The 26,955-nt window shown below is 67.9% G+C and carries 22 protein-coding genes; 8 read left to right on the forward strand and 14 right to left on the reverse strand.

Annotated features, from left to right (window positions below; genetic code table 11):
* Window positions 1-104: 104 nt before the first annotated feature.
* Complete coding sequence (locus B0293_RS37190) at window positions 105-1,571, reverse strand: trypsin-like serine protease (protein ID WP_005151492.1); 1,467 nt, start codon at window positions 1,569-1,571, stop codon at window positions 105-107.
* A gap of 50 nt (window positions 1,572-1,621) precedes the next feature.
* Complete coding sequence (locus B0293_RS37195; RefSeq protein WP_085939582.1) at window positions 1,622-3,148, reverse strand: S8 family serine peptidase; 1,527 nt, start codon at window positions 3,146-3,148, stop codon at window positions 1,622-1,624.
* Between the two features lie 299 nt (window positions 3,149-3,447).
* Here B0293_RS37195 and B0293_RS37200 point away from each other — a divergent pair, with 299 nt between their 5' ends.
* Entirely contained in the window at window positions 3,448-6,237 is a 2,790-nt protein-coding gene (locus tag B0293_RS37200; RefSeq protein WP_005151482.1) for an ATP-binding protein, read from the forward strand.
* A gap of 1,011 nt (window positions 6,238-7,248) precedes the next feature.
* Here B0293_RS37200 and B0293_RS44750 read toward each other — a convergent pair.
* Window positions 7,249-7,380: a hypothetical protein gene (locus B0293_RS44750; RefSeq protein ID WP_005151481.1), complete on the reverse strand. Its 132-nt coding sequence runs from the start codon at window positions 7,378-7,380 to the stop codon at window positions 7,249-7,251.
* 279 nt (window positions 7,381-7,659) lie between these two features.
* Here B0293_RS44750 and B0293_RS37205 point away from each other — a divergent pair, with 279 nt between their 5' ends.
* The 4 genes from B0293_RS37205 (at window position 7,660) to B0293_RS37220 (ending at window position 13,105) form a co-directional block, all read left to right on the forward strand.
* Window positions 7,660-9,201 (forward strand): FAD-dependent oxidoreductase, encoded by a 1,542-nt coding sequence (locus tag B0293_RS37205; RefSeq protein WP_005151479.1) that lies wholly within the window; start codon window positions 7,660-7,662, stop codon window positions 9,199-9,201.
* 280 nt (window positions 9,202-9,481) lie between these two features.
* A complete protein-coding gene (locus B0293_RS37210; protein ID WP_005151476.1) occupies window positions 9,482-11,545 on the forward strand; it encodes a hypothetical protein in 2,064 nt (687 codons plus the stop codon).
* A gap of 20 nt (window positions 11,546-11,565) precedes the next feature.
* Window positions 11,566-12,804: a CHAT domain-containing protein gene (locus B0293_RS37215; protein WP_005151472.1), complete on the forward strand. Its 1,239-nt coding sequence runs from the start codon at window positions 11,566-11,568 to the stop codon at window positions 12,802-12,804.
* Entirely contained in the window at window positions 12,779-13,105 is a 327-nt protein-coding gene (locus B0293_RS37220) for a Pepco domain-containing protein (protein WP_052014285.1), read from the forward strand. Before B0293_RS37215 ends, B0293_RS37220 begins: the two co-directional genes overlap by 26 nt.
* A 159-nt stretch (window positions 13,106-13,264) precedes the next feature.
* Here the strand turns inward: B0293_RS37220 and B0293_RS37225 are convergent, their stop codons facing one another.
* From B0293_RS37225 to B0293_RS37240, 4 genes are read right to left on the reverse strand one after another with little or no spacing between them, the layout of a single operon-like run.
* A complete protein-coding gene (locus B0293_RS37225) occupies window positions 13,265-14,026 on the reverse strand; it encodes an ABC transporter permease (RefSeq protein WP_005151470.1) in 762 nt (253 codons plus the stop codon).
* Window positions 14,027-14,035: 9 nt separating this feature from the next.
* A complete protein-coding gene (locus B0293_RS37230) occupies window positions 14,036-14,818 on the reverse strand; it encodes an ABC transporter ATP-binding protein (protein WP_005151469.1) in 783 nt (260 codons plus the stop codon).
* Window positions 14,818-15,204: a DUF1048 domain-containing protein gene (locus B0293_RS37235; protein WP_039915609.1), complete on the reverse strand. Its 387-nt coding sequence runs from the start codon at window positions 15,202-15,204 to the stop codon at window positions 14,818-14,820. Before B0293_RS37235 ends, B0293_RS37230 begins: the two co-directional genes overlap by 1 nt.
* Window positions 15,205-15,206: 2 nt before the next feature.
* Window positions 15,207-15,536: a PadR family transcriptional regulator gene (locus tag B0293_RS37240; protein ID WP_005151466.1), complete on the reverse strand. Its 330-nt coding sequence runs from the start codon at window positions 15,534-15,536 to the stop codon at window positions 15,207-15,209.
* Window positions 15,537-15,997: 461 nt separating this feature from the next.
* On the opposite strand from B0293_RS37240, the gene B0293_RS37245 reads away from it, so the two are divergent.
* Entirely contained in the window at window positions 15,998-16,819 is an 822-nt protein-coding gene (locus B0293_RS37245; RefSeq protein WP_005151462.1) for an SDR family NAD(P)-dependent oxidoreductase, read from the forward strand.
* A 45-nt stretch (window positions 16,820-16,864) separates the two neighbouring features.
* Here B0293_RS37245 and B0293_RS37250 read toward each other — a convergent pair whose 3' ends face one another.
* From B0293_RS37250 to B0293_RS37270, 5 genes are all read right to left on the reverse strand, one after another.
* Window positions 16,865-18,661 carry an APC family permease gene (locus tag B0293_RS37250; RefSeq protein ID WP_005151461.1) on the reverse strand — a complete coding sequence of 599 codons (1,797 nt, stop codon included), beginning with the start codon at window positions 18,659-18,661 and terminating at the stop codon, window positions 16,865-16,867.
* A gap of 291 nt (window positions 18,662-18,952) precedes the next feature.
* Window positions 18,953-19,387 carry a hypothetical protein gene (locus B0293_RS37255; RefSeq protein WP_039915606.1) on the reverse strand — a complete coding sequence of 145 codons (435 nt, stop codon included), beginning with the start codon at window positions 19,385-19,387 and terminating at the stop codon, window positions 18,953-18,955.
* 150 nt (window positions 19,388-19,537) lie between these two features.
* The gene (locus B0293_RS37260; RefSeq protein WP_005151459.1) at window positions 19,538-20,428 is read right to left on the reverse strand and encodes a helix-turn-helix domain-containing protein; all 891 of its coding nucleotides are present in this window, start codon (window positions 20,426-20,428) and stop codon (window positions 19,538-19,540) included.
* Window positions 20,429-20,983: 555 nt separating this feature from the next.
* Entirely contained in the window at window positions 20,984-21,256 is a 273-nt protein-coding gene (locus B0293_RS37265) for a GlsB/YeaQ/YmgE family stress response membrane protein (RefSeq protein ID WP_005151457.1), read from the reverse strand.
* Window positions 21,257-21,351: 95 nt separating this feature from the next.
* On the reverse strand, window positions 21,352-21,702 hold the full coding sequence (locus tag B0293_RS37270) for an ArsR/SmtB family transcription factor (protein WP_005151455.1): 351 nt from the start codon (window positions 21,700-21,702) through the stop codon (window positions 21,352-21,354).
* A 61-nt stretch (window positions 21,703-21,763) separates the two neighbouring features.
* Between B0293_RS37270 and B0293_RS37275 the strand changes: the two genes are divergently transcribed.
* Complete coding sequence (locus B0293_RS37275; RefSeq protein ID WP_005151454.1) at window positions 21,764-23,116, forward strand: MFS transporter; 1,353 nt, start codon at window positions 21,764-21,766, stop codon at window positions 23,114-23,116.
* Window positions 23,117-23,235: 119 nt separating this feature from the next.
* Here the strand turns inward: B0293_RS37275 and B0293_RS44755 are convergent, their stop codons facing one another.
* On the reverse strand, window positions 23,236-23,598 hold the full coding sequence (locus B0293_RS44755; RefSeq protein ID WP_077241484.1) for an ANTAR domain-containing protein: 363 nt from the start codon (window positions 23,596-23,598) through the stop codon (window positions 23,236-23,238).
* Between the two features lie 63 nt (window positions 23,599-23,661).
* Complete coding sequence (locus B0293_RS37285) at window positions 23,662-23,895, reverse strand: hypothetical protein (protein WP_039915602.1); 234 nt, start codon at window positions 23,893-23,895, stop codon at window positions 23,662-23,664.
* A 193-nt stretch (window positions 23,896-24,088) separates the two neighbouring features.
* Between B0293_RS37285 and B0293_RS37290 the strand changes: the two genes are divergently transcribed.
* The coding region (locus B0293_RS37290) for an AfsR/SARP family transcriptional regulator (protein WP_077241489.1) at window positions 24,089-26,955 on the forward strand (2,867 nt) is incomplete at its 3' end.

Consider the following 26,955-nt stretch of genomic DNA (forward strand, 5'->3'; position numbering starts at 1 on the left):
TCCGGGAACACGGACAGCGCCCTCGGGAGCCCGCGACCGCGTCGGCGGTCACGGGCTCCAGAGGGTTGGGAAGAGTCCGGATCAGGGACCGGCTGGTCCGTGGATCATCGGACGGTGAGGGTGTATTCCGTGATTCCGGCCTTCCCGGTGCTGTCCGTCGCGGTGATGGTCACCTTGTGGGTACCGCGCTGGTACGGGCCCATGACCGTCATTCGAGAAGTGCCGCCGGCGTTGACGGTCTGCGGCGTGAACATCGGCGGCTGGGACAGGTCGGCGCCGCTGAGCCGGATGGGACCCGTACCGCCGGTGACGGTGATCGTCGCGTTGGCGTAGCCGCCGGGCGGGACAGTGCCGGTGCCGGGCGAGGCGGACGGTCTCGGGCCGTCGACGGTGCCGCCGTCTCCGACCGTGAGGGTGAATTCGGCGGTCTTGGATCCGGAGGCGCCCTTGGCCGCGACGGTGACCTTGTAGATGCCCGCCGCAGTGCTCGCCGCGGTCTGCAGGGTCAGTTTCGCGACTTGCCCGGACTCGACTGCCGACGAGGGCTGGAAGGTGGCGGTCGTACCGGTGGGGAGCGCGGACGCGCTCAGCTCCAGCTTTTCCGGGCCCTGGTCGCCCACCGTGGTGGTGACGCTGGTGGAGACGTGCTTTCCGGACTCGGCCTTGCCGGAGGAGGGCGACAACGCCATGCCGAACTTCCCGTCGCCGGGTTGGGTTCCGCCGATCTCGGAGCGAGCCCAGTCGCCCATCGCGTTGGTCAAGCGCGCCATGATGCTGTAGCGGTCGCAGGCGCTGGAGCCCCACGATGAGACGCCGACGATCACACCGTCCACGATGAACGGGCCGCCGCTGTCACCCGAGCAGTCGGCGGTGCGGCCGTCGTTGTAGCCCGTGCACACCATCAGGTCACCGTTGACCCGGATGTCGAAGACCTGGCAACTCGCGGGGTCGTTGACCGGCATCGTGGTCTTGCGGAGTTCGCCGGACCCGCCGCTCGCCGACGTCTTGCCGTATCCGAGGGAGGTGCCGGACTTGCCCGGCTGCGTGAGCGCGCCGTCTCCCGAGCCTGCCACCTTGGCCCACTGGCTTTCCGGCACCGGGAGGTCGTCGACGGTGGTGACCACCGCGACGTCGTGACCCGTCCTCCAGCCGCCGGAGCCGGTGTACTGGGGGTGGGCCTTGAACGAGGCGACGGCCGTGCGGAACGTCTCGTCGCCGGGGGTGTTCAGGTCGTCGTCACCGTAGAGGTAACTCTTGGCGCCGGTGGTGTCGACCATACAGTGCGCCGCGGTCAGGATCTTGCGCTTGCCGACCACGGAGGCGGTACAGGACTGTCCCTGCGGGCCTCCGCCCCCGACACGCATGCCCGCGATGACGGACGGGTTCTCCTTGACCGTGGTGCGTTCCCCGTTGACGATCCGGGTTCCCATGCCCGTCGTGCGGAGCTGATCGGTCGGGGTCGCCGCGACGCTGATCCTGTCGGCCGGTGCGGCGGTCGCGGTGCTCATGACGGGTGAGGTCGCCGCGGCCAGTACGAGGGCGAGCGCTACGGCGAAGCGTGGTGTTCTCATCGTTCTCCTTCAAGGTCGGAAGAATCGGTGGCACTGTCTGTCCACTGTGGTCAGAACGTGATCGACCAGCCCGTGAGCGTGCCGACGTCGAACCGGTAGGTGTCGCGAACCGAGAGTCGCCACGTGCCGTTCGCGTCCTCGCGGGAGGCGTCGACGGTGAAGCTCTGGTGCACTCCGCCGGATTCGCCGACGCCGCCCGCGCGTTTGAGCGGATAGGACGTTCCGCTAGGCCCGATCAGGTCGATGGCGAGATCACCGGTGTAGCCGTGGTCGATGTCCACTCGCACCGCCAGCGTGGCCGATGCCTTGCCATCGCAGGAATCCTGGCTCACGGAGCTCCCGACAGCGGCGTCCGCGTCGGGGATCGCCACATCCTGGTCGTTGCTCTTGATCCCGCACTTGGACGGCGTGCCGCCACCCAGGTCACCGACGTAGAGCAGCTTGTTCGGCGAGCCGGTCCCGGGGTTGGCGATCAGGTCCGGGGTGGCGCTGCGTACCAGCGCGTCGCTGACCTGCTGCGGGGTCGCGCCGGGGTTCGCGGCGAGATAGAGCGCGGCTCCGCCCGCGACGTGCGGGGAGGCCATGGACGTACCGCTGGCGGTGCGGAACTTCCCGGTGTTGTCACTGGAGTGGATGTTGCCGCCCGGCGCGAAGAGATCGACGCAACGGCCGTAGTTCCCACCGCGGCTACGGTCCTTGTTGAACCAGCCGACGGTGATCGCCTCCGGAACACGCGCCGGGCTGACGCCGCAGGCGTCCTTGCCGTCGTTGCCCGCGGAGACCGCCACGACGATTCCCTTGGCCACCAGTGCCTTGACCTGCTCGTCGCCGACACCGAGCACGTCCATGCCCAGGCTCAGGTTCACCACCGCGGGTTTGACGGCGTTCTTGGCCACCCATTCCATGGCACTGACCGTGGCCGAGTCCGGACCGGAACCTTTGCAGTCCAGCGAGCGCACGGCCACGACCTTGGCCTTCTTCGCCACGCCGACGGTTTTGCCCGCGATCGTCCCCGACACGTGCGAGCCGTGCCAGTAACAGTCGCCGGCGTCAGTGTCGTTGTCGAGGAAGTCGTAGCCGTAGCTGGCCCTGCCCTCGAACTCGGGATGCTGGGCCTGCACCCCGGAGTCGATGACATAAGCGGTCACCCCTTCGCCCGAATTCGGGAAGGCGTACTTCTTGTCCAGAGCGGCGGTTCGCTGGTCGATCTGGTCCAGGCCCCATGACGGCGGACTCGGCTGCTCCCCCGCCGCCCTGGTCGTGCCGTCCTGGTGCACTGCCTTGACCGACGGATCGGCGGCCAGCCGCCGCGCCTGCCGCTCGGAAAGACCGCGGACCGAAAACCCGTTCAGTGTGACCGAGTACGTGTCGGTCACCTCGCCGCCGTAACGTCCAGTGAGTGCCGAGGCCTGGCCTTCGGCCGCGGCACGGGCGCCACCTTCGAGTACCACGATGTACTGCCCGGAGTTCGGCCGATCGGCCTGGACGACAGCCGCTTCCGCCTGCTGCGCCGCGGCCACGCCCGCGGTCGTCACCACTGCCGCGGCGGCGACCGCGACGGTGAACAGGTTCGCCATCCATCTCGTTCTGCACTGTTGCATCGATTCCTCCATCGCGCGTTCGAGCGGCCGCAGGGGTTGTGACATCGAGCCGCTCGATCAATCAGCCTTCGGCCTGGCGGACGGGGGAACAAGTGTGGTCGCGACCCGTACCGGTACCTGATCCTGTGTGGACGCAAGTGCCGTAGCTCGCGGGGTTATGACGCCCGTACCCGCCGACCTACCATGGCTGGTATTCCTCCGCGGAGGAGTTCACCGACAGGAGCGAGCATGGTCGACGGTCGCGCGAATTCCCTCTCCAGCCGATTCCGCCGCCGATGATCGGCCGGGACGCCGAACTCGCGGCTTTGCTCGGCGCGGTGCGGAACCCGCCGTCGGCCGTTTTCGTGGAAGGCCAGGCCGGCGTGGGCAAGTCCAGGCTGGTCACCGAGTTCGCCGCCCGCGACGGGGCCCCGCGAGTGATCAGGGGTTCGTGCCAGCCGCTGCCCACCCCGTTCCCGTACGGGGTGCTCCTCGACTGCCTCAGCCAGTGCGGCGACCTGCTGCGCGAGCCCGGCCCGGTGACCGGTGCGCTACGGGACCTTCTGCCCGAACTCGCCGATCGCCTGCCACCGGCGCCGCGTGCCCTCGGTGACCCCGACGCCGAGCGGCACCGGATCTTCCGCGCCGTGCGCGATCTCCTCCGTTCGCTGGGACCGGCCGTACTCGTGCTCGAGGATCTGCAGTGGGCGGACGAAAAAACCCGCCGGGTGTTGCGCTTCGTGCTGGCGGACCCACCGCCGGAGCTGTCGATCGTGATCACCTACCGCCGCGAGGATCTGCCGTCGGTGGCACCACTCGGCCACGCCTTCCACCTCCCGCACGGAGTGACCGGGATCGATCTCGTCCTGCGGCCCTTCGGCGCGACGGATGTGCGCGCCATGATCGACGCCCTGGTGGGAGCCGCCGTGACGTCGCACCGGTTCGCCGAGGCCGTCCTGCACGAGACCGCGGGGATCCCGTTCGTGGTCGAGGAAACGGTGCGAGCGCTGAGCGACCCGATGCGGGACGTGCGCGCCGAAGGTGACTTGGCCCGCCGGATCCTCGCCGGGATCGACGTGCCGCCCTCGGTGACGGACACGATCAAGGAGCGGCTGGCGACCTTGCCCGACGCCGCGCGGAACCTCGCCGAGGCCGCCGCGGTGCTGGGCGGCCCGGAGACGCTTGAGGTGCTGAGCGCCGTGGCGGGAGAGGCGACCGCGGCGCACCTGATCGCGTCGGTGGAATCCGGTGTGCTCGTGGAGGAAACGGCCAACAGATACGGCTTCCGATACAACATCGCCAGACGCGCGGTGTACGCGTCGCTGCCGGGTCCGCGACGGCGGGAACTGCACGAACGTGCCCTCACCGCCCTGTCCGCCCTTGAGCAGGCCCCCGTCGCCCGCCTGTGCGCGCACGCCAAAGCGGCGGGCAGGAAAGCCGAATGGTTGCGCTACAGCGAACTCGCCGCCAAGGTCGCGGAGGACGCCAACGATGTCTCCACCGCGGTCGACTTGCTGGTCGAGGTCCTGAGCGATGCGGAAACCAGCCCCGAGGTCGCGAACCGGCTGGCGACCAAGCTCTGTGACCATGCCCTGACGGGACTGCCCGGAGGGACGATGACCGCGCGAGTCGAAAGCCTCCTCGCGGACCCCCGCCTGGCCCCGGACGTCCGAGCCCAGGTTCATCTGTGGTTCGGACTGCTGCTGCAACGAGAGACCGGGTCGGTCGACCGCGGCGCCGAGGAGATCGCCCTCGCCCTCGGCCTGCTCGGCGACCAGCCGGAACGCACCGTGCGCGGCATGGCGGCGATGGCCGGGCCTTATCTGGGGTCCGCGTCCATCGCCGAACACCAGAGGTCGCTCGACCGGGTCGAGGAGGTCATCGACCACCTGCCCACCCGGGAACTGCGCACCGCGCTGCTGGCCACGACGCTCGGCGGACGGCTGATCGCCGGCGACCCGAGCACCTGGGAACGCATCGCCCGGCTGCCGTCCCCGTCGGACGTGCACGACCCCGAGGAACTCCACCACCTGGCTCGGGCCCACTGCAACCTGGCGGACGCTTGCTCGTGGATCGGGCACTACGCCAGGGCCCGGGAGTTCCTCCGCGACGGGATCGTCTTGGCCAAACGGGTCGGCTCCTCTTACGTCGTCGGCACCGCCGAGGCCACGGCGGCCCGGCTCGACTGGCTCAGCGGCCGATGGCCGGGATTGGGGCAGCGCCTCGACCAGCTGATCGAAACCTATGCGGACCTGCTGCTGACCACGGACCTGCACCTCACGCGAGGCTGGCTGGCGGCGGCACGAGGCGAGTGGGTGCGGGCGGAGGAAGCCTTCCAGGCGGCGACGGGCGCGTACCCGGCGGCGCAGGTGTTCCCGGTGGGCATCTCGGCGGCGGGCGGAATGGCGGGCATGCTCCTCAGCCGGGGCAAGACCGCCGCGGCGGAGGAGCACGTGCGACGCGGCGTGACGATGCTGCGGAGCAAGGGCGCGTGGGTGTGGTCGGGCGACATTCTTCCCCAGGCCGTCGACTACTACCTGGCAGTCGATGACGTCGGCGCCGCACGGCTGCTCGTCTCGGAAACGGCCGCCGGTCTCCGAGGACTCGACGCCCCACTGGCCCAAGCGGGCCTGGCCGCCTGCCGCGCACGGCTGACCGCGACCACGAACGACCGCGACGAGGCCGACCGGCTCTACCGGGAAGCGATCGACCTGCACTGGGACCTGGGCTTGTCCTACCGGGCCACCCAGCTCGCCGAGCAGGCCGAGGGTGAAACCTTCACCGACGCCGCGGTGCTCGAAGCCCTGACCCAGTCCTACGACGCGCTGGGAGCCACGGTCGACGCCGCCCGCTGCCGCCATCGCGCCCGCAGTACCGGCACAGCCACCCCGTCGCCCCGCGGCAGACGCGGATACGGCAGCGAACTCTCCCCTCGTGAACAGGATGTCGCCCGCCTCCTGGCAGGAGGCCACACCAACCGGGAAATCGCCCAAGCCCTGTTCCTGTCCCGTCGCACGGTCGAGGAGTACGTGGTCAAGGTTCGCCGCAAACTGAACGTCTCCTCCCGCCACGACGTCCACCTCTGATGAAGCGCGCCGGGAGCGGGAAACCTGACCGTTACGTTGTCGGACATGCGGAAAGCGGACCGGGACGAAATACAGTATCGAACCATCGAACCGCACTCGCGGCCGGGTTTCGGTACAGCTGATCATCGGTGACCACTCGAACAGCCGGGGCGGGCGGCCTTACCGTGCCGCCGTCTTATCGGGAGGTAAGTCAAATATGACGTGATCGATCCCTGTCGAACTGACCTTCTTCGCGCATTCAAAGCATGGTTCTGGACTGACCAGCGAGGTCGGCTGCGCCCCGAGTGTCCACAGGGGACATTTAGCGGCGACCGAGTGTCCGATTGATGCCAGAATGAACGGTTTCGCGTGGGGTCGTGAGTGATAAAGAGGGTTAGAACGCTCTTTATCACTCACGACCCCTGCGCAAAGCCATACAAAGTGACCAAAACGGGCGCTCCAGCAGGAAGGGAAGTCCCTTGCGGACAGCTGAGGTCGCGATCGGCTCCCGCGGACCAGTTCAGGCTGCGCCTCGAAGACCCTGCTCCGAAGCCAACGGAGAAGGCCTGCTCGACAGGAGACTCGATCGCGCCACATTTGCCTTATCTGCCAATAAACGCGGCCGATCGGGTCCATCGTCTGTTCGATCGCCTGCGACGCCGCCCCAGGTGCCGCGTCCGAACCGGATCCCGCTATGCCGCGTGGGGACAAGGTCGAGTTCGCGCGGCCAGGGGCCGGCCCACCGCCACAACCGCATCACCGAGGTGACCGCGCTGCGGCAGGGAATCCACACCGCGGTTTCAGCCTCGTGACCGCCGCTGGAACTCACGACACCGAACTGACGATGAGCGAGCCGCTCGACTGGCGCACCGGGCTCGGTCAGGGTCGTGGCCAGTGCGGGTGTTAGCCCGACGGCTGCGGTGAACGCTCATGAGCAGGCCACAGCACACCGATCGATCACTCGTGCAAGCCACATCACCCTGGTCGCACGGCCTCAGCCTTGCGACCAGGGTGAGAGAACGATCGCGGTGGTCAACGCCGTCGGCGCCTCCGCGTCTTGAACGCCATCACGCCCACCACGGCGAGGACGGCCGCGGCCAGCCACACCGCGGTTGGCACACCGGAGAACAGGCCGGCGGCAGTCACCAGGGATCCGATCAACATGGGTGGTGCTCCTTCGATGGTCACTATCGCGACGGCATAACCGTTGACGACGACGCTACGAACACCACCCCGGGTGTGTCGTCGGTTAGCGGTAGGAAACGCGGTGGAGATTTCCCAGGCGGATATCCACCCCGTCTACACCTCCAGCACCAGGACATCCTGCCCGGAAACCGGCTAGCGTCACCGCCGATCGACTCAGTGACCGCACAGGATCAGGGAGGGTGTCATGGCGAACATGCAAGCCGCATCGGCGCCGGCAGTGCGCCAGGACGGTGACCGGTGACCGACGTCCTGATCGCGGGCGCCGGCCCCACCGGGCTCACGCTGGCCATCGAACTGGCCCGCCGGGGCGTCGACGTGCGCATCGTCGACCGAGCCGGCGAGCACTTCCCCGGTTCGCGCGGCAAGGGGCTCACCGCACGCACCCAGGAGGTGCTGGACGACCTCGGTGTCGCCGACGAGGTGCTGCACTACGGGTTCCGGCACCTGCCACACCGGCGGTACCTCGACGGCGACCTGGTCGCCGAGGCCGACCCGCACGCCCAGCGGGCACCCACACCGGATCGGCCCTACGACGGCGGGCTGCTGATCCCGCAGTGGCGGATCGAGCGGATCCTGCGCGCGCGGCTCGCCGAGAACGGCGTGCGGGTGGAACTGGCCGCAGGCCTCGCCGAGTTCAGCCAGTCCGCGAACGGTGTGCATGCGGTGCTGGACACCGGCGAGCGGGTGGCCGCGCGTTACCTGGTCGGCTGCGACGGCGGCCGCAGCACCGTGCGCAAGGCACTCGGCGTGCGCTTCGAGGGCGAGACCGGGGAGCAGGCCATGCTGCTCGGGGACGTCGAGCTCGACGGGCTCGAACCGGACGCCTGGTACCAGTGGACCGTCCGCCGGCGCGGGTTCCTGGCCCTGTGCCCGTTCCGCCACGAGCGGTCCTGGCAACTGCAGGCCGTACCGTTCAGCGACTTCGGCGCGGAGGGCAGCCTCCCCGAACCCTCGCTGCCGTACTTCCAGCGGATCGTGGACGATCTCGCCGGCGGGCACGGCATCCGGCTCTCGAAGGCAAGCTGGCTGTCCACGTACCGGGTGAACGTGCGGATGACCGACCGGTTCAGGGTGGGCCGGGTGTTGCTGGCCGGCGACGCGGCGCACGTGCACCCGCCGGCCGGCGGCCTCGGCATGAACACCGGCATCCAGGACGCGTACAACCTCGGCTGGAAGCTCGCCATGGTGTGTTCCGGCGCGCGGGAGTCGCTGCTGGACAGCTACCAGGAGGAGCGGCTCCCGGTCGCCGCGTGGACGCTCGGCGTGAGTGCCGACGGGCTGCGCAGGGTCGCGGAGCGGTTCGTCAACGGTGGCAGCACGGACATCGCGGACGGCGCGCCCCCGGACGGCCAGCAGCTCGGGCTCGGTTACCCGGCCAGCTCGCTGTCCGTCGACGGCGACGCCGGGAATGGGCCACGCGCCGGTGATCGTGCCCCCGACGCGCCCTGCGTGGACAGCTCCGGCGCACCACGGCGGCTGTTCGACGCCTTCCGCGGCCCGCATTTCACCCTGCTCGGCTTCGGCGAGTCCTGCGCCGGTCCGCTGCGGGACGTCGGCACCGCCTACCGTGGACTCGTCAAGCCGGTGCCGGTCGGCGCGCCGGGCAGCGGTGCCGATCTGGTGGACATCGAGGGGCACGCGCGGACCGCGTACGGCGTCACCGGAGACACCCTCGTCCTTGTGCGGCCTGACGGCTACCTCGCGCTGCGCGCACCCGGCGCGAGCAGGACTGCCGTGCGGGATTACCTGGACAGGGTCGGCGTCAGCCGGAGCGGTTGACCGTAGCGACGATGATGTCGGGACAACGGCGAGATGGACGAAGCGAACCAGCACGAGACGCGAACGTGCCGGACGACGAGCGGTCACCACCGATTCCCTTGAACTGCACGGATGCATTTATCGGCAAGTACAGGGCGTACAGGGCCGGTCCTACAACCGCTCAGGTCCACCTTTTTCCGACCTTTTCGATATCACGTTTTCCCGCACCGATATCGAGCAGCAATAGGCAACGACCCGTTTGGCCCTGTCTAGCCAAAGTTCGTTTCTCGATAATGTGCCGATGATCCAAGCACGGTCGAAGTGGCGGCGCCTGCTCCGCATCGCCGGATACACGGCTCTCGCGATCGTTCTGCCAGAGATTATCGTGGCCATCGTCGCCATCGAGTTCATGGCGGGCGATACTTGGTTCGCCTGGATCACGATCGTCGCCGCCGTACTGGCGATCGGAATCTCTTACCTTTACTTCGAATTCGAGATCGACGATCCGCTGCTGCGACTGCTCGCCACAGTGGGCGTGGGTACGGGCGCGGCGGCACTCATCGGTTACACCGACCTGACCATCACCCAGTTCTCCGCGGGCCGCACCGCGTCCGGCTGGTGGCTGCTCGCAGGTGGCGCGGTCCTGCTACTGGCAGGAACGGGCGTGGTCTTCCGCGACGTGATCTGGGAGGTGATCAGGGCCATTCCGCGAGGAAACGACATTCCAGGGCCTGGCGCGTCGCTACCCGTGCCGATCCAGGTGCTCGGCCTCGCGGTCGCCGTCGCGATTTCCGCGCTGGCTCTGACACTGGCCGGTTCGACGCTTTCCGGGGCGATCTTGTCGTTGCTGCTGTTGTCAGGCTGCCAAATTGTGGGCCAGTCCGCTGCCATGAGACTATTCCGGCCCACTGTCGGAACACTCGCGAACCAGTATCGGGCCGCGGAATCGCTCAAAAGCCGACTTCGAGGTCACCTGGAGCCTTCCCGTGACCACGAGTTTCCGCCGGACTCGAACGACCCATACTGGGAACGCGAATACGCGCGCAGGGAATGGGAGCGTCGAGAGTACGAGGAAGAACGTCACCGGTTTGAGGCAATGGGGCGGTGGCCCGAGGATTCGCTGACCGAAGACCTGGCCCGGACTCGCGCGATCACGCGGCCGTTCGCCCCGAGGACGGCCACCATGGTCGCCACCGAAGTCACCCGTGTGCACGGCGTCGTGCTCGCCGCGGTCTGGTCCCGGCTCACGGCGGTGCTACCCGCGCCGATCCTGCGCCGGACCGAACGGCTGGAGTGGTGGATCTCGTTATCCCGGCTCGGAGCGGCGGCGGCGCTGGGTGCTGTGGTGACGTTCGCGTTGAGCCCGCTGCCGGTCAGCACGAAGCTGCTGACCGTCGCGGTCGCCGCGCTCACCTGTGTCTGGGCGGTGTGCGCCGGACGGGTCCAGGTCACCCGCGCCTGCGATGCTCGCGCCGCCGCGTTCGGTGTCTACCGTTTCGACCTGGTCCGCGCGCTCCACCTGCCGCGTCCCCGTAGCCAGGCCGAATTCGTGCTGTTGGGTGACCGGCTGATCGGCCGACCTCAGGACTTCGTCGGCAACCAGGTGATCGAATGGGACGAGGCCTCGGTGCCCGCGCTTCAACCGGCCGCCGTCGACTCGATCCGGGACGAGCTGAGCACGGCGATCGTCGCCAAGGTCGACGAACAGCTCACCCGCGCGGCCCGCCGCCAGCAGGAGCTGCTGCAGGACATCTCCCTGCTCGACATCGGCACGAACGAGCTCGACCGCATCTCCGGCGAGGTCGTCCGGCAGGTGGTCCCCGACCTGCAGACCCGGCTGGACGAGAAGATCGACATACTCGGCTCGCAGCTCCGTACCTCGGTCGACGAGTCGATGACGACCGCCATGACCGGCCCAGCGCTCGCGAACTTCACCGGGTTCCTGGCCGTGCACCCAGCGGAGAACAAACCAGTGCTGGCCGAAGACGGCAGGATCGTCGCTGTCGCGGGCTCCGTCGTCCTGCTGGCCGTCTCCGTGTTCGCCGACCAGCGTGCTCGACAGGCGGGCCCGGAGCGCGGCAAGGACGGCGAAGCCCTGTTCATCCTCGAACCCGTCAACATCGAGGAGGGCACCACCTCGCATCAGGTCCCGTTCGACATCGTGGTCGACAGCGCGACGCTGTCCCCCTCGCCGCATCGGCATTCGATACGGGTGTTCCCGGTGCGGGGTGAAGCCCAGTTCGCGTTGGCATTGGATGTGCAAGAAGCCGGAGAGCATGAAGCGTGGCTCCAGCTCTATCAGGCGGGCAGGCTGATCCAGTCGGTGGTGCTCGCCGTCGCGGCCCGGCCCGAGGGCGGCCGATGAACACCTGCCGAGGCGCCGCCGTGACCATCCGGATCGCCGCAGCCCCCGGCGGAACGCGCATCACGTGCAAGTCCGCACTTCGCGGCGTGCTGGATTTCACTCATGTTCTGGAGGACTCCGCCATCGGTGAAGCCAGGAAGGAACTCAATGATGGTCTGACCGCGCTCAAACGGGCGCAGCCCGATCTGCATGGGACAGGCGATCCGCGGCATCTCCAGGAGCTGGCGGAGATACTCGGCGAAACCGGCAGGACGATGATCTTCCTCTTGTTCGGGCACGAAGCCGAGGAGATTCGCGCACTGCAGATCTTCTGGGAGAAGGCACTTCCGGCATGGCGCAACCGAGCGTACCTGCCGGTGATCGAGTGTCTCGGTGACGAAAAACAGTTGCTGCCGCTGGAATTCCTGCCCCTGCTCGACATGAACGGGTGCGACCGCGAAATCGCCGACGGCGACGACTTCGTGAAGAAGCTGCGTGCGTTCATCGGCTTCTCCTGCGTGGTCCGGCGCCGACTGAAACTGCCCGTCCATGACGAGAACCCGGTGCTGGCGACCACCACCGACGGCAAACTGCGCATCCGCTACCTCCAGCACGACGGGTTGAAAGGCGCCAAAGCCGAACTCGCCTGGCTCACCTCCGAAGCGGCGGCCAAGGCCGCCATCCTCGGCCCTCTCCCGTCGGGCCCGCTTGATGCGGACGAGTTCGCCCAGCGGCTCTTCGACCCCGATGCGGCAGAATGTCCCGATACCGCGCCCGCACTCGAGCATTTCGCCTGTCACTGCTACACGAGCACGCGGACCAGCCCGCTCAAGTACGAGCTCCAGCTCCGCGGCGGAGGCAGCGATCTTCGCGTGACCCTGCGCGATCTCGCGCAGCGCATGGTCAGCCTCGCCTCGCCGGAACAGCGCCGCCCACAGGACATGCCGCTGGTGGTGCTCAACGCCTGCGGCGGCTCGATGGTGGACGCGATGACCTCGATCGGGTTCCCCAAGCTCTTCCTCGGCAACGGCAACCGCGGCTTCCTAGGCTCCGAGATAGCCATCCCGGACGACTTCGCGGCCGCGTTCTCCGAGGAGTTCTACCGAGGTCTTCTGCTGGACGAAAAGCCGTTCGGCCAATCCGTGCACCTGGCCCGGGAGCGGCTGCTCACCTCCTTTCTCAATCCGCTCGGCCTCGCATATGTGGCCTATGGCAACACCGATCTCCGCACCGCGGAAGGAAAGGCGGGGGCAGATGCCCGACGAAACGACAGCGGATGACAGCATCCGCGTGTTCGGACTCGAAGACGATGAGGACCGCTCGCTGTTCCGGCGCGCCAACGACTTCGCCTACGGCAGAGAGAGCGTCAAGATCGAAGTACTGCAGGCCAGGGTCGCCGGATTTCTGGAGGCGATGCAGGCCGTCATCGACAAAGCCCCGGAGCCGCAGAAAGGGTTCGCGCTCGACCAGATCCAGGTGGCAGTCGAGATCAGCGCGAAGGGTCACCTGTCGCTGCTGGGCACCGGGGGCGAACTGGCAGGCAAGGGCGGGCTGACATTCACCTTCAAGCGGAAGACCTAGCGCTGGTGACCACGTTTCCGGTGTGCCGAGGGCAGACGACTCGTTGCTCAGCCTCCGGGCGAACGCACCAAGCCGGCCACGGCGGCCATGTCCTTGTCTCGCCCGAGCATGCCGTTCGGCTCCTGCCGCGCTCCCTCCCGGACCGGAGGGAGTGAGCGGCTAAGAGATCTTGCGGCGGTAGGCGACCGCGGCGAAGACGTAGGCGACGACGAGGATGCCGGCGCACCAGGCGAGGGCGGTCCAGATGTCGGTGCCGATCGGTTGCTCGGCGAGCAGGTTGCGGATGGTGTTGACGATGGAGGTCACCGGCTGGTGTTCGGCGAACCAGCGCACCGGTCCGGGCATGGTGCCGGTGGGCACGAAGGCGGAACTGAGGAACGGCAGGAAGATCAGCGGGTAGGAGAAGGCGCTTCCGCCTTCGGCCGATTTCGCGGTGAGGCCGGCGATCACGGCGATCCAGGTCAACGCGAGGGTGAACAGGAGCAGGATGCCGGTGACCGCCAGCCAGTCGAGCACTCCGGCACTCGAGCGGAACCCCATGAGCAAGGCGACGCCCACGACGACCACGAGCGAGATCAGGTTCGCGACCATCGAGGTCAGCACATGCGCCCACAGCACACCGGATCGTGCGATCGGGAGGGATTGGAAGCGTTCGAAGATCCCGCCCTTCATGTCATTGAAAAGGCGGAGCGAGGTGTAGGCGACTCCGGACGCGATCGTGATCAGCAGGATCCCGGGCAGCATGTAGTTCACATACGAGCCTGACCCGGTGTTGATCGCGCCGCCGAAGACGTAGACGAACATCAGCATCATGGCGACCGGCATGATGGCCGTGGTGATGATCGTGTCCGGGCTGCGCGCGATGTGGCGCAGGGACCGTCCGGTAAGGACAGTGGTGTCGCCGAGGACATGGGTGGTCATGGTCGTTTCCTATCGTTCCGTGTGGACGGTGCCGCCCTTGCGGTCGGCACCGACGATGGCGAAGAAGACGTCTTCCAGCGAGGGTTGTTTCTCGACGTACTCGACCTTCGCGGGCGGCAGCAGCTTCTTGAGTTCGGCGAGGGTGCCGTTCACGATGATCCGGCCCTCGTGGAGGATCGCGATCCGGTCGGCGAGTTGCTCGGCCTCCTCCAGATACTGGGTGGTGAGCAGCACCGTCGTGCCCTGTCCGGCGAGTTCCTTGACCGCCTCCCACACCTCGACGCGCGCCTGCGGGTCGAGGCCGGTGGTCGGCTCGTCCAGGAAGATCACCGGCGGATTCCCGATGAGGCTCATCGCGATGTCCAGACGGCGGCGCATTCCCCCCGAGTACGTCGACACCTTCCGCGCGGCCGCGTCGGTCAGCGAGAAACGCCGCAGCAGATCGTCGGCGATCTCGCCCGGCCGCTTCAGATGCCGCAGTTTGGCGACGAGCACGAGGTTCTCCCGGCCGCTCAGGATTTCGTCGACGGCCGCGAACTGCCCGGTGAGGCTGATGGACTCCCGCACCTCCGCCGCCTGCGTGACGACATCGAATCCGCCGATGCTCGCCGTCCCCGCGTCCGCCTTGAGCAACGTGGACAGGATTCGCACGACCGTGGTCTTGCCGGCGCCGTTGGAGCCGAGGAGGGCGAAGATGCTGCCCCGCTCCACCTCGAAGTCGACTCCTCGCAACACGTGGAGCTTTCCGTAGGACTTCTCCAGGTCTCGTACGTGAATTTGCCGTGTCGTCATCAGACGGCCCCGTTTCCTTCTCCGGCGGCGCGGCTGATGGCGCTGTTCAGTCGTTCCCGTTCCCGGGCGACGTACCCGCCCTTGTCGTAGTTGCGGATCAGCTCTTCGACGAACTCCACGGGGTCGCTGCCGACGATCTCGCGGATCGGTGTGCCGTCCGCCGCGGCCCGCTCGAACAGATCGGCGACGTCCTCGAACAGCGACGCCGAGTTGTCACCGTCCATCGGCCCGAAATGCATCAGGTACCGCTCGATCCCCTCGACCGCCGCGCGATAGTCCGGCGGCAACTGCTTCACCCGTGCCTTGTACTGCCGCCAGCGCCGCTTGTCACCGATCACGAGGGTGAGGAACTTCGAGACGAAGCCACCTTCTTCTGTGTCCGACATGGTCATTTTCCTCCTTCGCGGAGCTGTTCCAAGCGTTCTGCCAGGAAGCCCCAGGTCCTCCAGAACTCTTCGAGGTATTGCCGTCCCTGCACGTTGAGCGTGTACACCTTGCGCGGCGGGCCCTTCTCCGACGGGACCTTCTCCACGTCCACCAGCCCCCGTCGTTCGAACCTGACCAGCAGCGCGTAGACGGTGCCCTCGGCGATGTCCGCGAAACCCTGATCCCGCAGCCACGCAGTGATCTCGTAGCCGTACGCGGGCCTGCCGGACAGGATCGCCAGGACGAAGCCCTCCAGCACCCCCTTGAGCATTTCCGTCATCTGCTTGCCCACGGGCCACCTCGCACTACTTAACAACACTGGGTACCGGTACATAGTAGCGCTAACTAGTGAGTCCGCAAGGCCTGCGTCACGGAAACCCGTTCTTCGTCATGCGGCCACACTCGCCGCCGGTGCTGTCACCGCCCTGACACGGCACTGACACGTCGCTTCCGAACACCCTCGGAACCGCCCCACCACCAGCGCCCCGGACGCGGCACCGATACGGCCGGACGAGACGGAAGGAAACCGTAAAACCCCATCGCCGGATGTTGCCACCAGGATTCCGGCGGGATTTGCTGGGAACCATGGGCGAAGGTGGCGTTCGCGGGCACGCGTGGGGCGTGCGTCACGACGACCGGCCGCCTCATCCGGTGCCGGTCGGTGATACCGCCGGCTCTCGGCGATTCATCGGGCGGCCACCGATATCCGGCCCCTGGCGCCGATCGCGCCCTTGAGTCCTTTGTGGATGGAACATGAACGAAAGCCCCACAATCCTGCTGACCGGCACCTCCGAAGGCATCGGTTACGAAACCGCACGCCTGCTCGCCGCCAAGCAGTGCACAGTGATCGTGCACGCCCGCACCCGGGAAGAAGGCGAAGAGTCCTACCAGCGGCTGCTCGGCTCGGGTGTCGACGCCCGCCGGTTCCAGCCCGCCGTCGCCGATTTCACCGACCTGCGCCAAGTCATCGACCTGGCCGTGGAAGTCGCCGAACTCTTCCCCTTCCTGGACGTCCTGGTCAACAACGCCGGAACCACCGGCACCCACGGCCGCGTGATCACCAAGGACGGGCACGAACGAACCTTCCAGGTCAACTACCTGGCCCCATACCTGCTGACCCGGCTACTCGAAGACGCACTGAGCCGCTCCGAGGTCGGCCGCGTGGTGAACGTGTCCTCCTCGCTGCACCGCGGCGGGCGGATCAACTGGAACGACATCAACTGGAAACGCCGCTACAACCGCGGTGCGGCCTACGCGCAGTCGAAACTCGCCCTCACGATGATGACCACCGCACTCAGCGAGCTGAGGCCGAAAGTGCGCGAGGCGGTCAGCGTCCATCCCGGCATCATCGCGACCGGCATGCTTCCCTGCTACAGCTACCGGGGCCGGCCGGTCGTCGAAGGAGCCGAGCCGGTCGCCCGGCTGGCCGACCCCGGCGCCAAGGTCCTCAACGGCGGCTACTACGACGGTCGCCTGCCCGCCAAAGCGGCGTCCGCCGCCGTCGATCCCGACAGCGTCCGGAAACTGTGGACCTACAGCGAACGCCTGACCCTGTTCGACAAGCACCAGGCCTGACGAGCGGGGGCCGGGATCACCCGTCCCGGCCCCCTTTTCGGGATCTCAGTGATCGCCGAGGCGGAACCGCATACGGCAGATCACGGCGCCGGAGCGGCGCCGCAACGCCCTGGCCAGCACGGCGCCACGCTGGTTCTGCAGGACCCGTTGCCACCAGCGCTCCGGTTCGACCTCGGCGATCAGCACGAACACATGCTGATCCCGTACCGAGGTCAGGTGCTCGACCAAGGGCTCGCCGAGGCGGCGGCGTTCGTCGCAGAGCTGCACCAGGCGCACCTCGGGGTGCCACTTTTCCCACGCCTCGACGAAATCCCGTGTCGAACTCTCTTCGTCGGGGTGGGTGACGTGCACGGCCTCGACCCGGTCGCCGAGCGACAGCGCCGCCGCCAGCGCGTCACGGGTCAACCGTGAGACGGTGTGGACCGGAACCACGACGACCGAACGCGACGGCCGTGGCGGCGTGGGTGTCCTGCCGAGTTCGAGGCGATGGCCGATACGGTCGTAGCTGCGGTTCACCCACTCCATGATCAGCACCAGCAGCGGCAGCGTGACCACGATCAGCCACCCGCCTTCGCCGAATTTCGTCGCCGTGACCACGATCGCGGCACTCGCGGTGAGGAGCGCGCCGAAGCCGTTCAGCGCGGCTTTTCCCGCCCAGCCGTCAGGACGATGCTTACGCCAGTGCCTGACCATGCCGAACTGCGACAACGTGAACCCGACGAACACGCCGATCGCGAACAGCGGCACCAGGGTGTTCATGTCGCCGTCGGAGACGATCAGCAAGATCGCGGAGGTGATCGTGAGGAAGCCGACGCCGTAGCGGAACACCTGGCGTTCGGCGCGCAGCGCGAACACGTGCGGCAGGTTGTTGTGCTTGGCCAGCAACTGCGCGAGCACCGGCAGCCCGCCGAACGAGGTGTTGGCGGCCAGAGCGAGCAGCAGCACCGTGGAGAACTGGACGACGTAGAAGCCTAAACCGTCGCCCAGCGCCGCGGTGGTGACCTGTGACAGCACCGTCACGCCGTCGACCGGGTGGATCGAGAACTTTTCGATCAGTGCCGCGATCCCCAGCAGCATCACCGCGAGCAACGCGCCCAGCGCGATCTCGGCCCGCTGCGCGCGCCGCGCCCTCGGCTTGCGGAACGAAGGCACGGCGTTGGCGATGGCCTCCACCCCGGTCAGTGCGGCACAGCCGTTGGCGAAAGCCTTGAGCAGCAGCAGGATTCCGACGGTCTGCAGGTGCTGTGCCTGTGCGGGCGCGGCGATCGCGGCCGCCGGTTCGGCCCGGATCAGCCCGGCCACCACGACGATCAGGATCGCGCCGACGTAGACGACGGTCGGCGCGATGAACACGCGGGCGCTTTCCGCGATACCACGCAGGTTCACGGCCGTGACCAGCGCCAGGACGGCGAGACAGAGCCAGATCGTGTACGGCAGCAGTTCGGGGAACGCCGACGTCAGCGCGGCCACCCCGGCGGCCACCGAGACGGCGACGTTGAGCACGTAGTCGACGATCAGCGACGCCGCGGCGACCAGCGAGGCGCGCCTGCCGAGGTAGGCACGGCTGACCCCGTACGCGCCGCCGCCGTCCGGGAACGCCGCGATCACCTGCCGGTACGACAGGGTCAATACACCGAGCAGCAGCGCGATGGCGAGAGTGACCGGCACCGTGAAGCCGAGCCCGGCGCCGCCCGCGACGGCCAGCACGATCACGATCGCCTCCGGGCCGTAGGCAACGGACGCCATCGCGTCGAGGGACAAGGCGGCCAGCCCGCCGACCACCGAAAGCCGATGCCGCTCCGTCCGGTCGACGGGCGCACTGCGCGAAAGAGTGATACTCACGCCGCCCAGGCTGGGGTTCCCCGCCGTGGAAACCTGAGGGCGTTGACACGATCTTCACGCGAGGCCCGGCGTTTCAGACAAACACCTGACAGCAGGGTGATCCACGTCGCGGTCGTCTCACAGATCGCGCGGTCTCATGGCACTCCGTCTACCAACTGTAAGTGAGTGCGGTTCGGCCGCGCAGGCTTGGCACCCACAGGCCCTGAACCGGTGTGGGCGGACAGCCACGGAAAGGTGCTCCGCGCGCATTCGACACGTGGAGCACCTCTTCGCCGACGGAGATTCGAACCGTCACACGCAGTTCGTGAGTCCCCAGTTGTTGGTCGCCACCGGCGGGAACTGGCTCGGGCTTACCGTCCAGCGGACGATGGTCCCACCCGGGACCGCGGCACAGGACCCGACGTAGGTGTAAGAGCCGTCGAATGCGACGGCCCGGCTGTTGGGAGTGAGAAGGAGGCGAATCGTGCCGCAGTTGTTGTAGTACACATAAATCGTGGTGTTAATGCCGCCGGGCTGCTCGACCGTCGTGTTGCAGGCCCGTCTCGGAGACGATGCCTCGGCGGTACTCAGCACCCGAGCTTCCGCCTTGGGAGAGCCCGCGGGGCCGGCGATCTGGGCCACAGGCTGGCCGCCATCGGCGAGGGCGATACCGACGGGAACCAGTGCGACACCGCAGCCGATACCGACAGCGAGCAGGAGGGAGCGAATTCGTGCCTTGAAGGGCATGGGTTTCCTTTCGAGTCACCGAATACGGGAGCCCAAGGCTAGCCATGAATCCAATTCCGATATTGGAAGAATGTCAGCTCACCATGCTGGCGCGGTTGAGCCTGATCCCGGACGGGCCGGGACGTGGATGACCGCCGGCTGTGGCTCGGGCTAGAAAAGGGGACATCCTGCTTCCAGCCTTGTGCCGGTCAGCGGGGTGGGGCGCAGGCTGATGAGGCTGCCGAGGTAGAGATCGGTCGCACTTCCGGGTCGCAGCAACGCTGTCGGGGTGGCACCGATCAACAGGCGGAAGTCACGATTGAGATGCGCCTGATCGGTGTAGCCGCACAGGATGGCGAGCCTGGGCAGCGGTGGCGGGTTCGTGCCGGTCAGGAGCCGGATGGCTTGGTGGCAACGGGCTATCCGGCCGACGGTTTTCGGCGGTAGCCCGACTTCCCGGTGGAAGCGGGTGGTCAGGTGTTGCCGGCTCAAGCCGGCCCGCTCTGCGAGGTCTCCGACCTTGACGACCCCGCCCGACCTGGTCAGGCTCCGCCAACTGCGGTCGAGCGGCCCAGGCAATTCCGGTTCGTCCAGAAGCCGGCTCGACAACCACCGGTCGAGAATCCGGAACCGGTGATTCGAATCCCGCGCCTCCCGTAGCTCTTCCCGGAGAAATCTGGCTCGTGGACCCAAGAGGTCGTCGAATCCCACACTGGTACGACTTATTTCCCGCAGTGGCAGACCGAAGAGCGCTCGTGCGCCCAGCGGGGTCAACTCGATGACGATTCCTCGCTCCCGGCCCACCCGCGTGTAGGACATCGGCTTGTGCGACAGGCCGACGACGGGGGAAATCGCCGCCAGCGGCGGGTCGGCCACTTGATGCCGAACCGGTGTGTCCAGATCGATGACCACCACGACCGAGTTCAAGGCGGCCACCGTACGCGTTTCCGGCACGGGTGTGTTTCGCTGGAAGGCCAGATAGAAACTGACCCAGCGAGCCAGCCGACGATCCGGCGACCGGGTGATCCAGAACTCGTTGTCGGACGACGAGGTCTCCCCCACCGCTGTCCTCCTTGGTTCCGGCGATGCCATGAGAGACATCCGCGACTGTGAAAGCATGGCAGGACATGCGCTCGCGGCGGGGCTTCTTGGCTGTGAACGATTCGAAAAGAGGCAGCGATTCTCACGTCGTGACGCGAAAGCTGTGGCAATCCGTTCCCGGGTCGCATCCGCGCCGAGTACGACCGGTATCGACGACGGCCCGGCGAACCGGAGCACGAGACACCACGCGCTGGTCTTGAACCGAGAGCGACGCCCGGGGCCGGACCACAGCCGGTCGGATAGGTCCACCTATCGGCGGACGAGTATCAGGTCAGCTCGGCGCGATCGCCACTGTCGCGCGGCCATGCCGTCCCACGGCAGGCTTCTGGTGGTGGAACCGGTGCTACCCGAAGTCGTCGAACCCGGCACGCCACCCGGTCTGTACCTGAGGAAGGATTTCGAGAACCTGTGTCCCCGAGCGGACCTGGCGTTGACAGACACCCGACCGCTCGGCGAGACCGGCTTTGGCTCCTGGAAGCGATTCCGGCGCCTTGAACTCGCGAAGGACGTCTACAGTCAAGCGCGAGGGCGGCTCTTCCGGCCGGTCACCTTGTTGTAGATCACGAGCACGATGATCGCGCCGATGATCGAACCGATCCACCCTGCGGGCTGAAAACCGCGGAGACCGACGGTCAGCAGACCGAACAAGAAGCCTCCGACGACGGATCCCACGACACCGAGCACGATGGTGCGCAGCACGCCGATGTCGTCCTTACCCGGTACCAAGGCCCGGGCGATGAAGCCGGCGATCAGACCGAACAGGATCCAGCCGACAATGGTCCAGAACATGAGCTGACCTCCACTGTTTTCCGTTGACGATCACGGTACTGCGAGCCGCACCGGCACGCAGGATCCCACGGCGCGACGGAGATCACGTCGGGGCGTCAGTCGTGGTCGGGCAGGTCGTACAGGTGGTGCTCGGCCGCGTTGAGCGCCTCGGTGAGCAACCGGCGGACGTGCCCGCCGCGGGTGCTGTAGAGCGCACGCCGCCCGTCGCGGCGGACCGACACGAGCCCGGCGAGTTTGAGCTTCGCCAGTTGCTGCGACACCGCCGGCCTGGCCATGTCCACCGCCGCGGCGAGGCTGTTGACGTCGTACTCGGTGCCACTGAGCAGCCACATCATCCGCATCCGGGTCGGATCGGACAGCATGCGCATCGCGGTGGACGCGATCTCGATCTGCCCGGGGTCGGGCAGTGCGCCCCACTGGTCACCCGTGTCATCATGTGCGTACATAAGCACCCATCATCGGCTCTGGCTCTTCGCCCGAGCCTATCCGGACCGCAGGGAGTGAACCGTGGCGTCGCTGTTCGCCCACCGGGATTACCGGCACCTGTTCGGTGCGCAGGTGGTCGCCCTGGTCGGCACCGGGCTGACCACGGTCGCGCTCGGCCTGCTGGCCTACGAGCTGGCCGGTCCGAGCGCGGGCGGGGTGCTCGGCACCGCGCTGGCGATCAAGATGGTCACCTACGTGACCGTGGCCCCGGTCGCCGCCGCGTACGCCGACCGGTTGCCTCGGCGGCTGATGCTGGTCACCCTCGACGCGGTCCGCGCCGCCGTCGTGCTGGCGCTGCCGTTCATCGACCAGGTCTGGCAGATCTACGTGCTGATCGTGATCCTGCAGTCGGCGTCGGCGTCGTTCACCCCGACCTTCCAGGCCGTGCTGCCGGACATCCTCCCGGACGAACGCGAGTACACGAAAGCGTTGTCCGCCTCGCAGCTCGCGTCGACGATGGAGAGCCTGCTGAGCCCCGCCCTGGCCGCGGCGGTGCTGAGCTTGGTCAGTTTCCACTGGCTGTTCACCGGCACCTCGATCGGTTTCGTCGTCTCGGCCGTCCTGGTGCTGACCACGCGGATCCCGGACACCCACCGCGGCGAGCGGCGGGGAATCTGGGAACGGACCTTCGCCGGAGCACGGATCTTCGTCATGACACCTCGCCTGCGCGGTGTCATGGGGCTGAATCTCGTGGTCGCCGCGGTCGGTTCGGTCGTGATGGTCAACACCGTCAACTACGTGCGCGACACTCTCGGGAAATCCCAGGCGGAGGTCGCGGTGCTGCTCACCGCCAACGGTGTGGGCACGATCATCTCCGCACTGGTCCTGCCCAAGGTGCTGGACAGGATCGCCGAACGCGAGGTCATGCTGACCGGCGCCACGGTACTGGGCGCCGGGATGACCGGCGCGATCCTGCTGTCCACTGTGGACAGCGGAAGTGGGCGCTGGCCCGCGGCGCTGGCCGTCTGGGCGGTCATCGGCGCGGGCACCGGCCTCACCCTGACCCCGGTCGGCCGGGTGCTGCGGCGGTCGTCGCGGGCGACGGACCGGGCCGCGGTGTTCGCGGCCCAGTTCTCGCTCTCGCACGCGTGCTGGCTGCCGGCCTATCCGATCGCGGGCTGGGTGGCGACCGAGGCGGGCTTCACCCCGACGTGGATCGTCCTGGCCGTGCCGGCCGCCACCGGGATCGTGATCGCCTTGCGCGCCTGGCCGCAGCACGATCCCGTAGTTCTCGAGCACACCCACCCCGCCGGGCACGCCGACCCCGGCCATGTCGCCGACGCCGTCACGGCCGACGGAGGTCACCGGCACGCGCACGAGTTCGTCATCGACAGCGAGCACCGACGCTGGCCGGTGTCCTCGGGCCGGTCCTGACCACGCACGGCGGGCTCGCTACCGGGACGACCGCGAACGTGGATCTGGGCGGCGGGGAGCGTCGCCGCGTAAGGCACGATGCCCAGGACGTGGCCGAAGCACGGCGATTGCGAACTGTGTCAGTCGTCGTCGGGGTCGTACCGGGTGAGGTCGGTGACTGGGAGTTGTTTGGTCACGACGTCGTGGGCGACCTCGACGAGGCGTCGGCTGGTGCGGCGGGAGTAGCCGCGGAGGAGGCGGAAGGCGTCATCGAGAGAGATGTCGGCCTGGTGCACGAGGAAGCCTTTGGCTTGTTCGATGTGGATCCGGGACGTGAGGGCGTGCTGGAGCTGTGTGCTGAGAATGCGGGATTCGCGGAGGGCGCGTTTCTGGAACGCTCCTCTTCCGACAGCGGGCGGAAACCGTCGGCGCCGGACACGACGAGGAACTGTCGAGCGGGACCGACGAACAGGAAAAGCCAACAGAAACAGTTCCCGTGTCAAAGAGCGTTCAGACCGACTCTGATGACGAAGTGCCCTTACCTTTCGCTTGTCATCCGCCGGGCGTCACTCGTCGCCGGAACGATACTGCCGCCGGTGTTCCTCGGCCTCCTCGCGCGGCGACTTCAGCAGGGCACGCCCGTGGACAAGGTCGTTCTCCGTGTAGTCCGCGCGCCGGGACGCCCAGCCCGGCAACAAGAACCTCCGGGTCCCGCCGCGGCCGCGATCACGCAGATCGGTGACCACGGCGATACCGATGACCACAACGAGAACGCCGAGCCCCACCCAGATAGCGACCATGTCCGCTCCCCTCGGAAGAATTCACCGCCGGCGGAGTGAGCCGGCCAGTACCGGCCATCAGGATCACCGCCGGGCCGGGAGCAGACCTTGAAGAACCCTTGAATCAGCAGGTGGGGCACTGAATCATCGGGCTGGAGCGCTTGCCCCGGCTCGGACGATCCGCTAGGTCTGAGGAGGGGAAGGCGGGTTGCGGATGGAGCTACGGGTGCTGGGGGCCGTCGAGGTCGTCGTCGGCGGGGTCCGGGTCGACGTCGGACACGCGCGTCAGCGTGACGTTCTGGCGGTGTTGCTGATCGAGGCCGGGCGCGTGGTGCCGGTCGGCACGCTGGTCGACCGGGTCTGGGGCGAACGGCCACCACGACGGCCGAAAACGGCTCTGTACTCGTATGTGTCGAGACTGCGCGGATCATTGGCGAAGCTGGACGGTGTTTCGCTCGAGCACGACCACGGTGGATACGTTCTCGTGGCCGACCCGCTGACGGTGGACGTGCACCTGTTCGAGCACCTGTCGGGGCGTGCGAAAAGCACGACGGACGAGCACGCCGCGCTCGAACTGTACGACCAGGCGCTGGCGTTGTGGCGGGGCGAACCACTCGCCGAGATGACTTCGCCGTGGGCGGACAGCGTGCGAAACGAGCTGGAGCGCAAGCGCGAAGCGGCTGCACTCGACCGAGACGACCTCCGGCTGCGGCTGGGCGATCACGACGCCGTCCTGGCCGGCCCGCCACCGGCCGGAGCCGGTGAGGAACGCCGGGAAGCCCAGCGGATCGAGGCGTTGCACCTCGCCGGGCGACCGGCCGACGCGCTGCGGCAGTACGAGAAAGTCCGCTCCCGCCTGGCCGAGGAGCTGGGGGCCGATCCGGGGCCGCGCCTGCGCCGGCTGCACGAGCGCATCCTGGCCGGGGAACGGCAGTCCGGCGAAAAGCCGATCCCCCGGCGGCTTCCGGCCGCGCCGACGTCGTTCGTCGGCCGCGAAAGCGAACTGAAAAGCCTCGACCGTATGCTCGGCGCCCGCAGGACCGTGGCCGTGATTTCCGGTGCGGGAGGGCTCGGGAAGACCTGGCTCGCCGTGCGATGGGCCACCGCCCACGCCGGCGAATTCCCCGACGGCCAGCTCTACGCCGACCTCCGCGGCTTCGACCCGACGCACGAACCCGTTCCGGCGGAGCGCGTCATCCGCGGGTTCCTCGACACTCTCGGCGTCACCGGGGCGGCGATCCCTGCCGACCCGGATGCCCAGGCGGCTCTGTACCGGAGCCTGACGGCCCAGCGCCGAATGCTCGTGGTGCTCGACAACGCCCGGGACACCAGCCACGTCACCCCGCTGCTGCCAGGCGGACCCGTCTGCACCGTTCTCGTCACCAGCAGGCACGAACTCGGCGGATTGCTGACCGCCCACGCCGCGAAAGCCCTGCCGCTCCGACCACTCGACGAGAACGAAGCGAGAGAACTGCTCGTGCGGAAGCTGGGCACGACCCGCCTGGCCGAGGAACCCGAAGCGGCACAGCAGATCCTGCGCCAGTGCGGCGGGCTGGCCCTGGCCGTCGCGATCGTCGCCGCACGGGTCACCGCCCGGCCCGGCAAGCGGCTGTCGGCGCTGGCCGCCGAACTTCACGAGAACCGGCTCGACGCGCTCGACACCGGGGAACTGTCCGCGAGCCTGCGTGCCGTGTTCTCCGGTTCCTATCGCTCCCTCGACGACCGGTGCGCGTCCGCGTTCCGCCTTCTCGGTCTGCTGCCCGACGGCGAGACGACCAAGGCCGCGGCGGTCGCCTTGTTCGGCGACTCCCGGCCGCTGCGCGCGCTGTGCGCGGCCAACCTGCTGGAGGAGACACCGTCCGGCCGCTTCCGCCTGCACGACCTCGTCAAGCTCTTCGCCGTGGAACTCGTCCACGCGACCGACGACCCGGCCACCCGCCTGGCGGCGAAGACCCGGCTGTTCGATCACTACCTGCGCTGGGGATCGGCGGCCATGGACCTGCTGTCGCCCGACGAGCCGTACCTTCGGCCGACGCCCGGAACGTCCTCGGGGCCGCAGCCGCGTTTTCCCGACTATCACCACGCCCGCGCCTGGCTGGACGACGAACGCGCCACCATGCTCGCCCTGGCCACACTCTCTCCGGAACCGGCGCTGGCGGGACACGTGATCCGCATGTCATCGCTGCTCTGGCGCTACTTGTACGTAGGGGCGCACTACCACGAGGCGCTCACCCTCCACACGGTCGCGCTGCGACTGGCCCGTCCCGACACGACAGAACACGGTTTCGCCGCGCATGCCACCGGTATGGCCCTGTTCCGGCTCGGTCGTTACGGCGACGCGACCGGTCACTTCGACCGGGCCCTGTCCACCGCCCTCGCCCGGCGCGACGATCTCCTCGAAAGCATGGCGCGCGACGGTCTCGGCTCGGTGAACGACCTGCGCGGACACCGGCGAGCCGCCCGGGCACACTACGAACTCGCCCTCGACGCCGCCCGGCGGACCGGCCATGCCCTGCTCGAAGGGATCGCGCTCTGCAACCTCGGCACCAACCACAGCTGGAGCGGCGACCACCGGTCCGCGCTGTCCTTCCTGACCCAAAGCCGGAAGATCGCGCTCGACCTCCAGTCACCCGGACTGGGCGCACCGGTACTGGCCGCCCTGGGCAACGTCTACGCGGGCCTGGGACAAGGCGACGAGGCCAGTGCCCACTTCCGGCGCGCGCTGGAGTTCGCCCGCTCCGGCAAGAACACGAACGTCGAAGTCACCACCCTCAACGACTTCGCGGACACGGAATCCGGCACCGCGGCGATCGCACTCTACGAGGAAGCCCTGTCACTGGCACGCAGGCTCGGGTATCTGCACGAGTACGCCCGCGCACACCACGGATTGGGCAGATGTCACCGTTCCGCGGGAAATGACGGTGAAGCACGACGGCATCTCGAAGCCGCATTGGCCGCGTATACCGAAGCAAGCGCGCCCGAGGCGGCCGAGGTACGAGCGCTGCTCGACGGCCGGCCTCCCCTGAGCGGCTCGGACCCGACCCCTCCGCTCACGCTGTGTGAGCTTCCCCCGGTTGTCCG

It is taken from the genome of Amycolatopsis azurea DSM 43854 (genome assembly GCF_001995215.1).
In the GTDB taxonomy this organism is placed as follows: Bacteria; Actinomycetota; Actinomycetes; order Mycobacteriales; family Pseudonocardiaceae; genus Amycolatopsis; species Amycolatopsis azurea.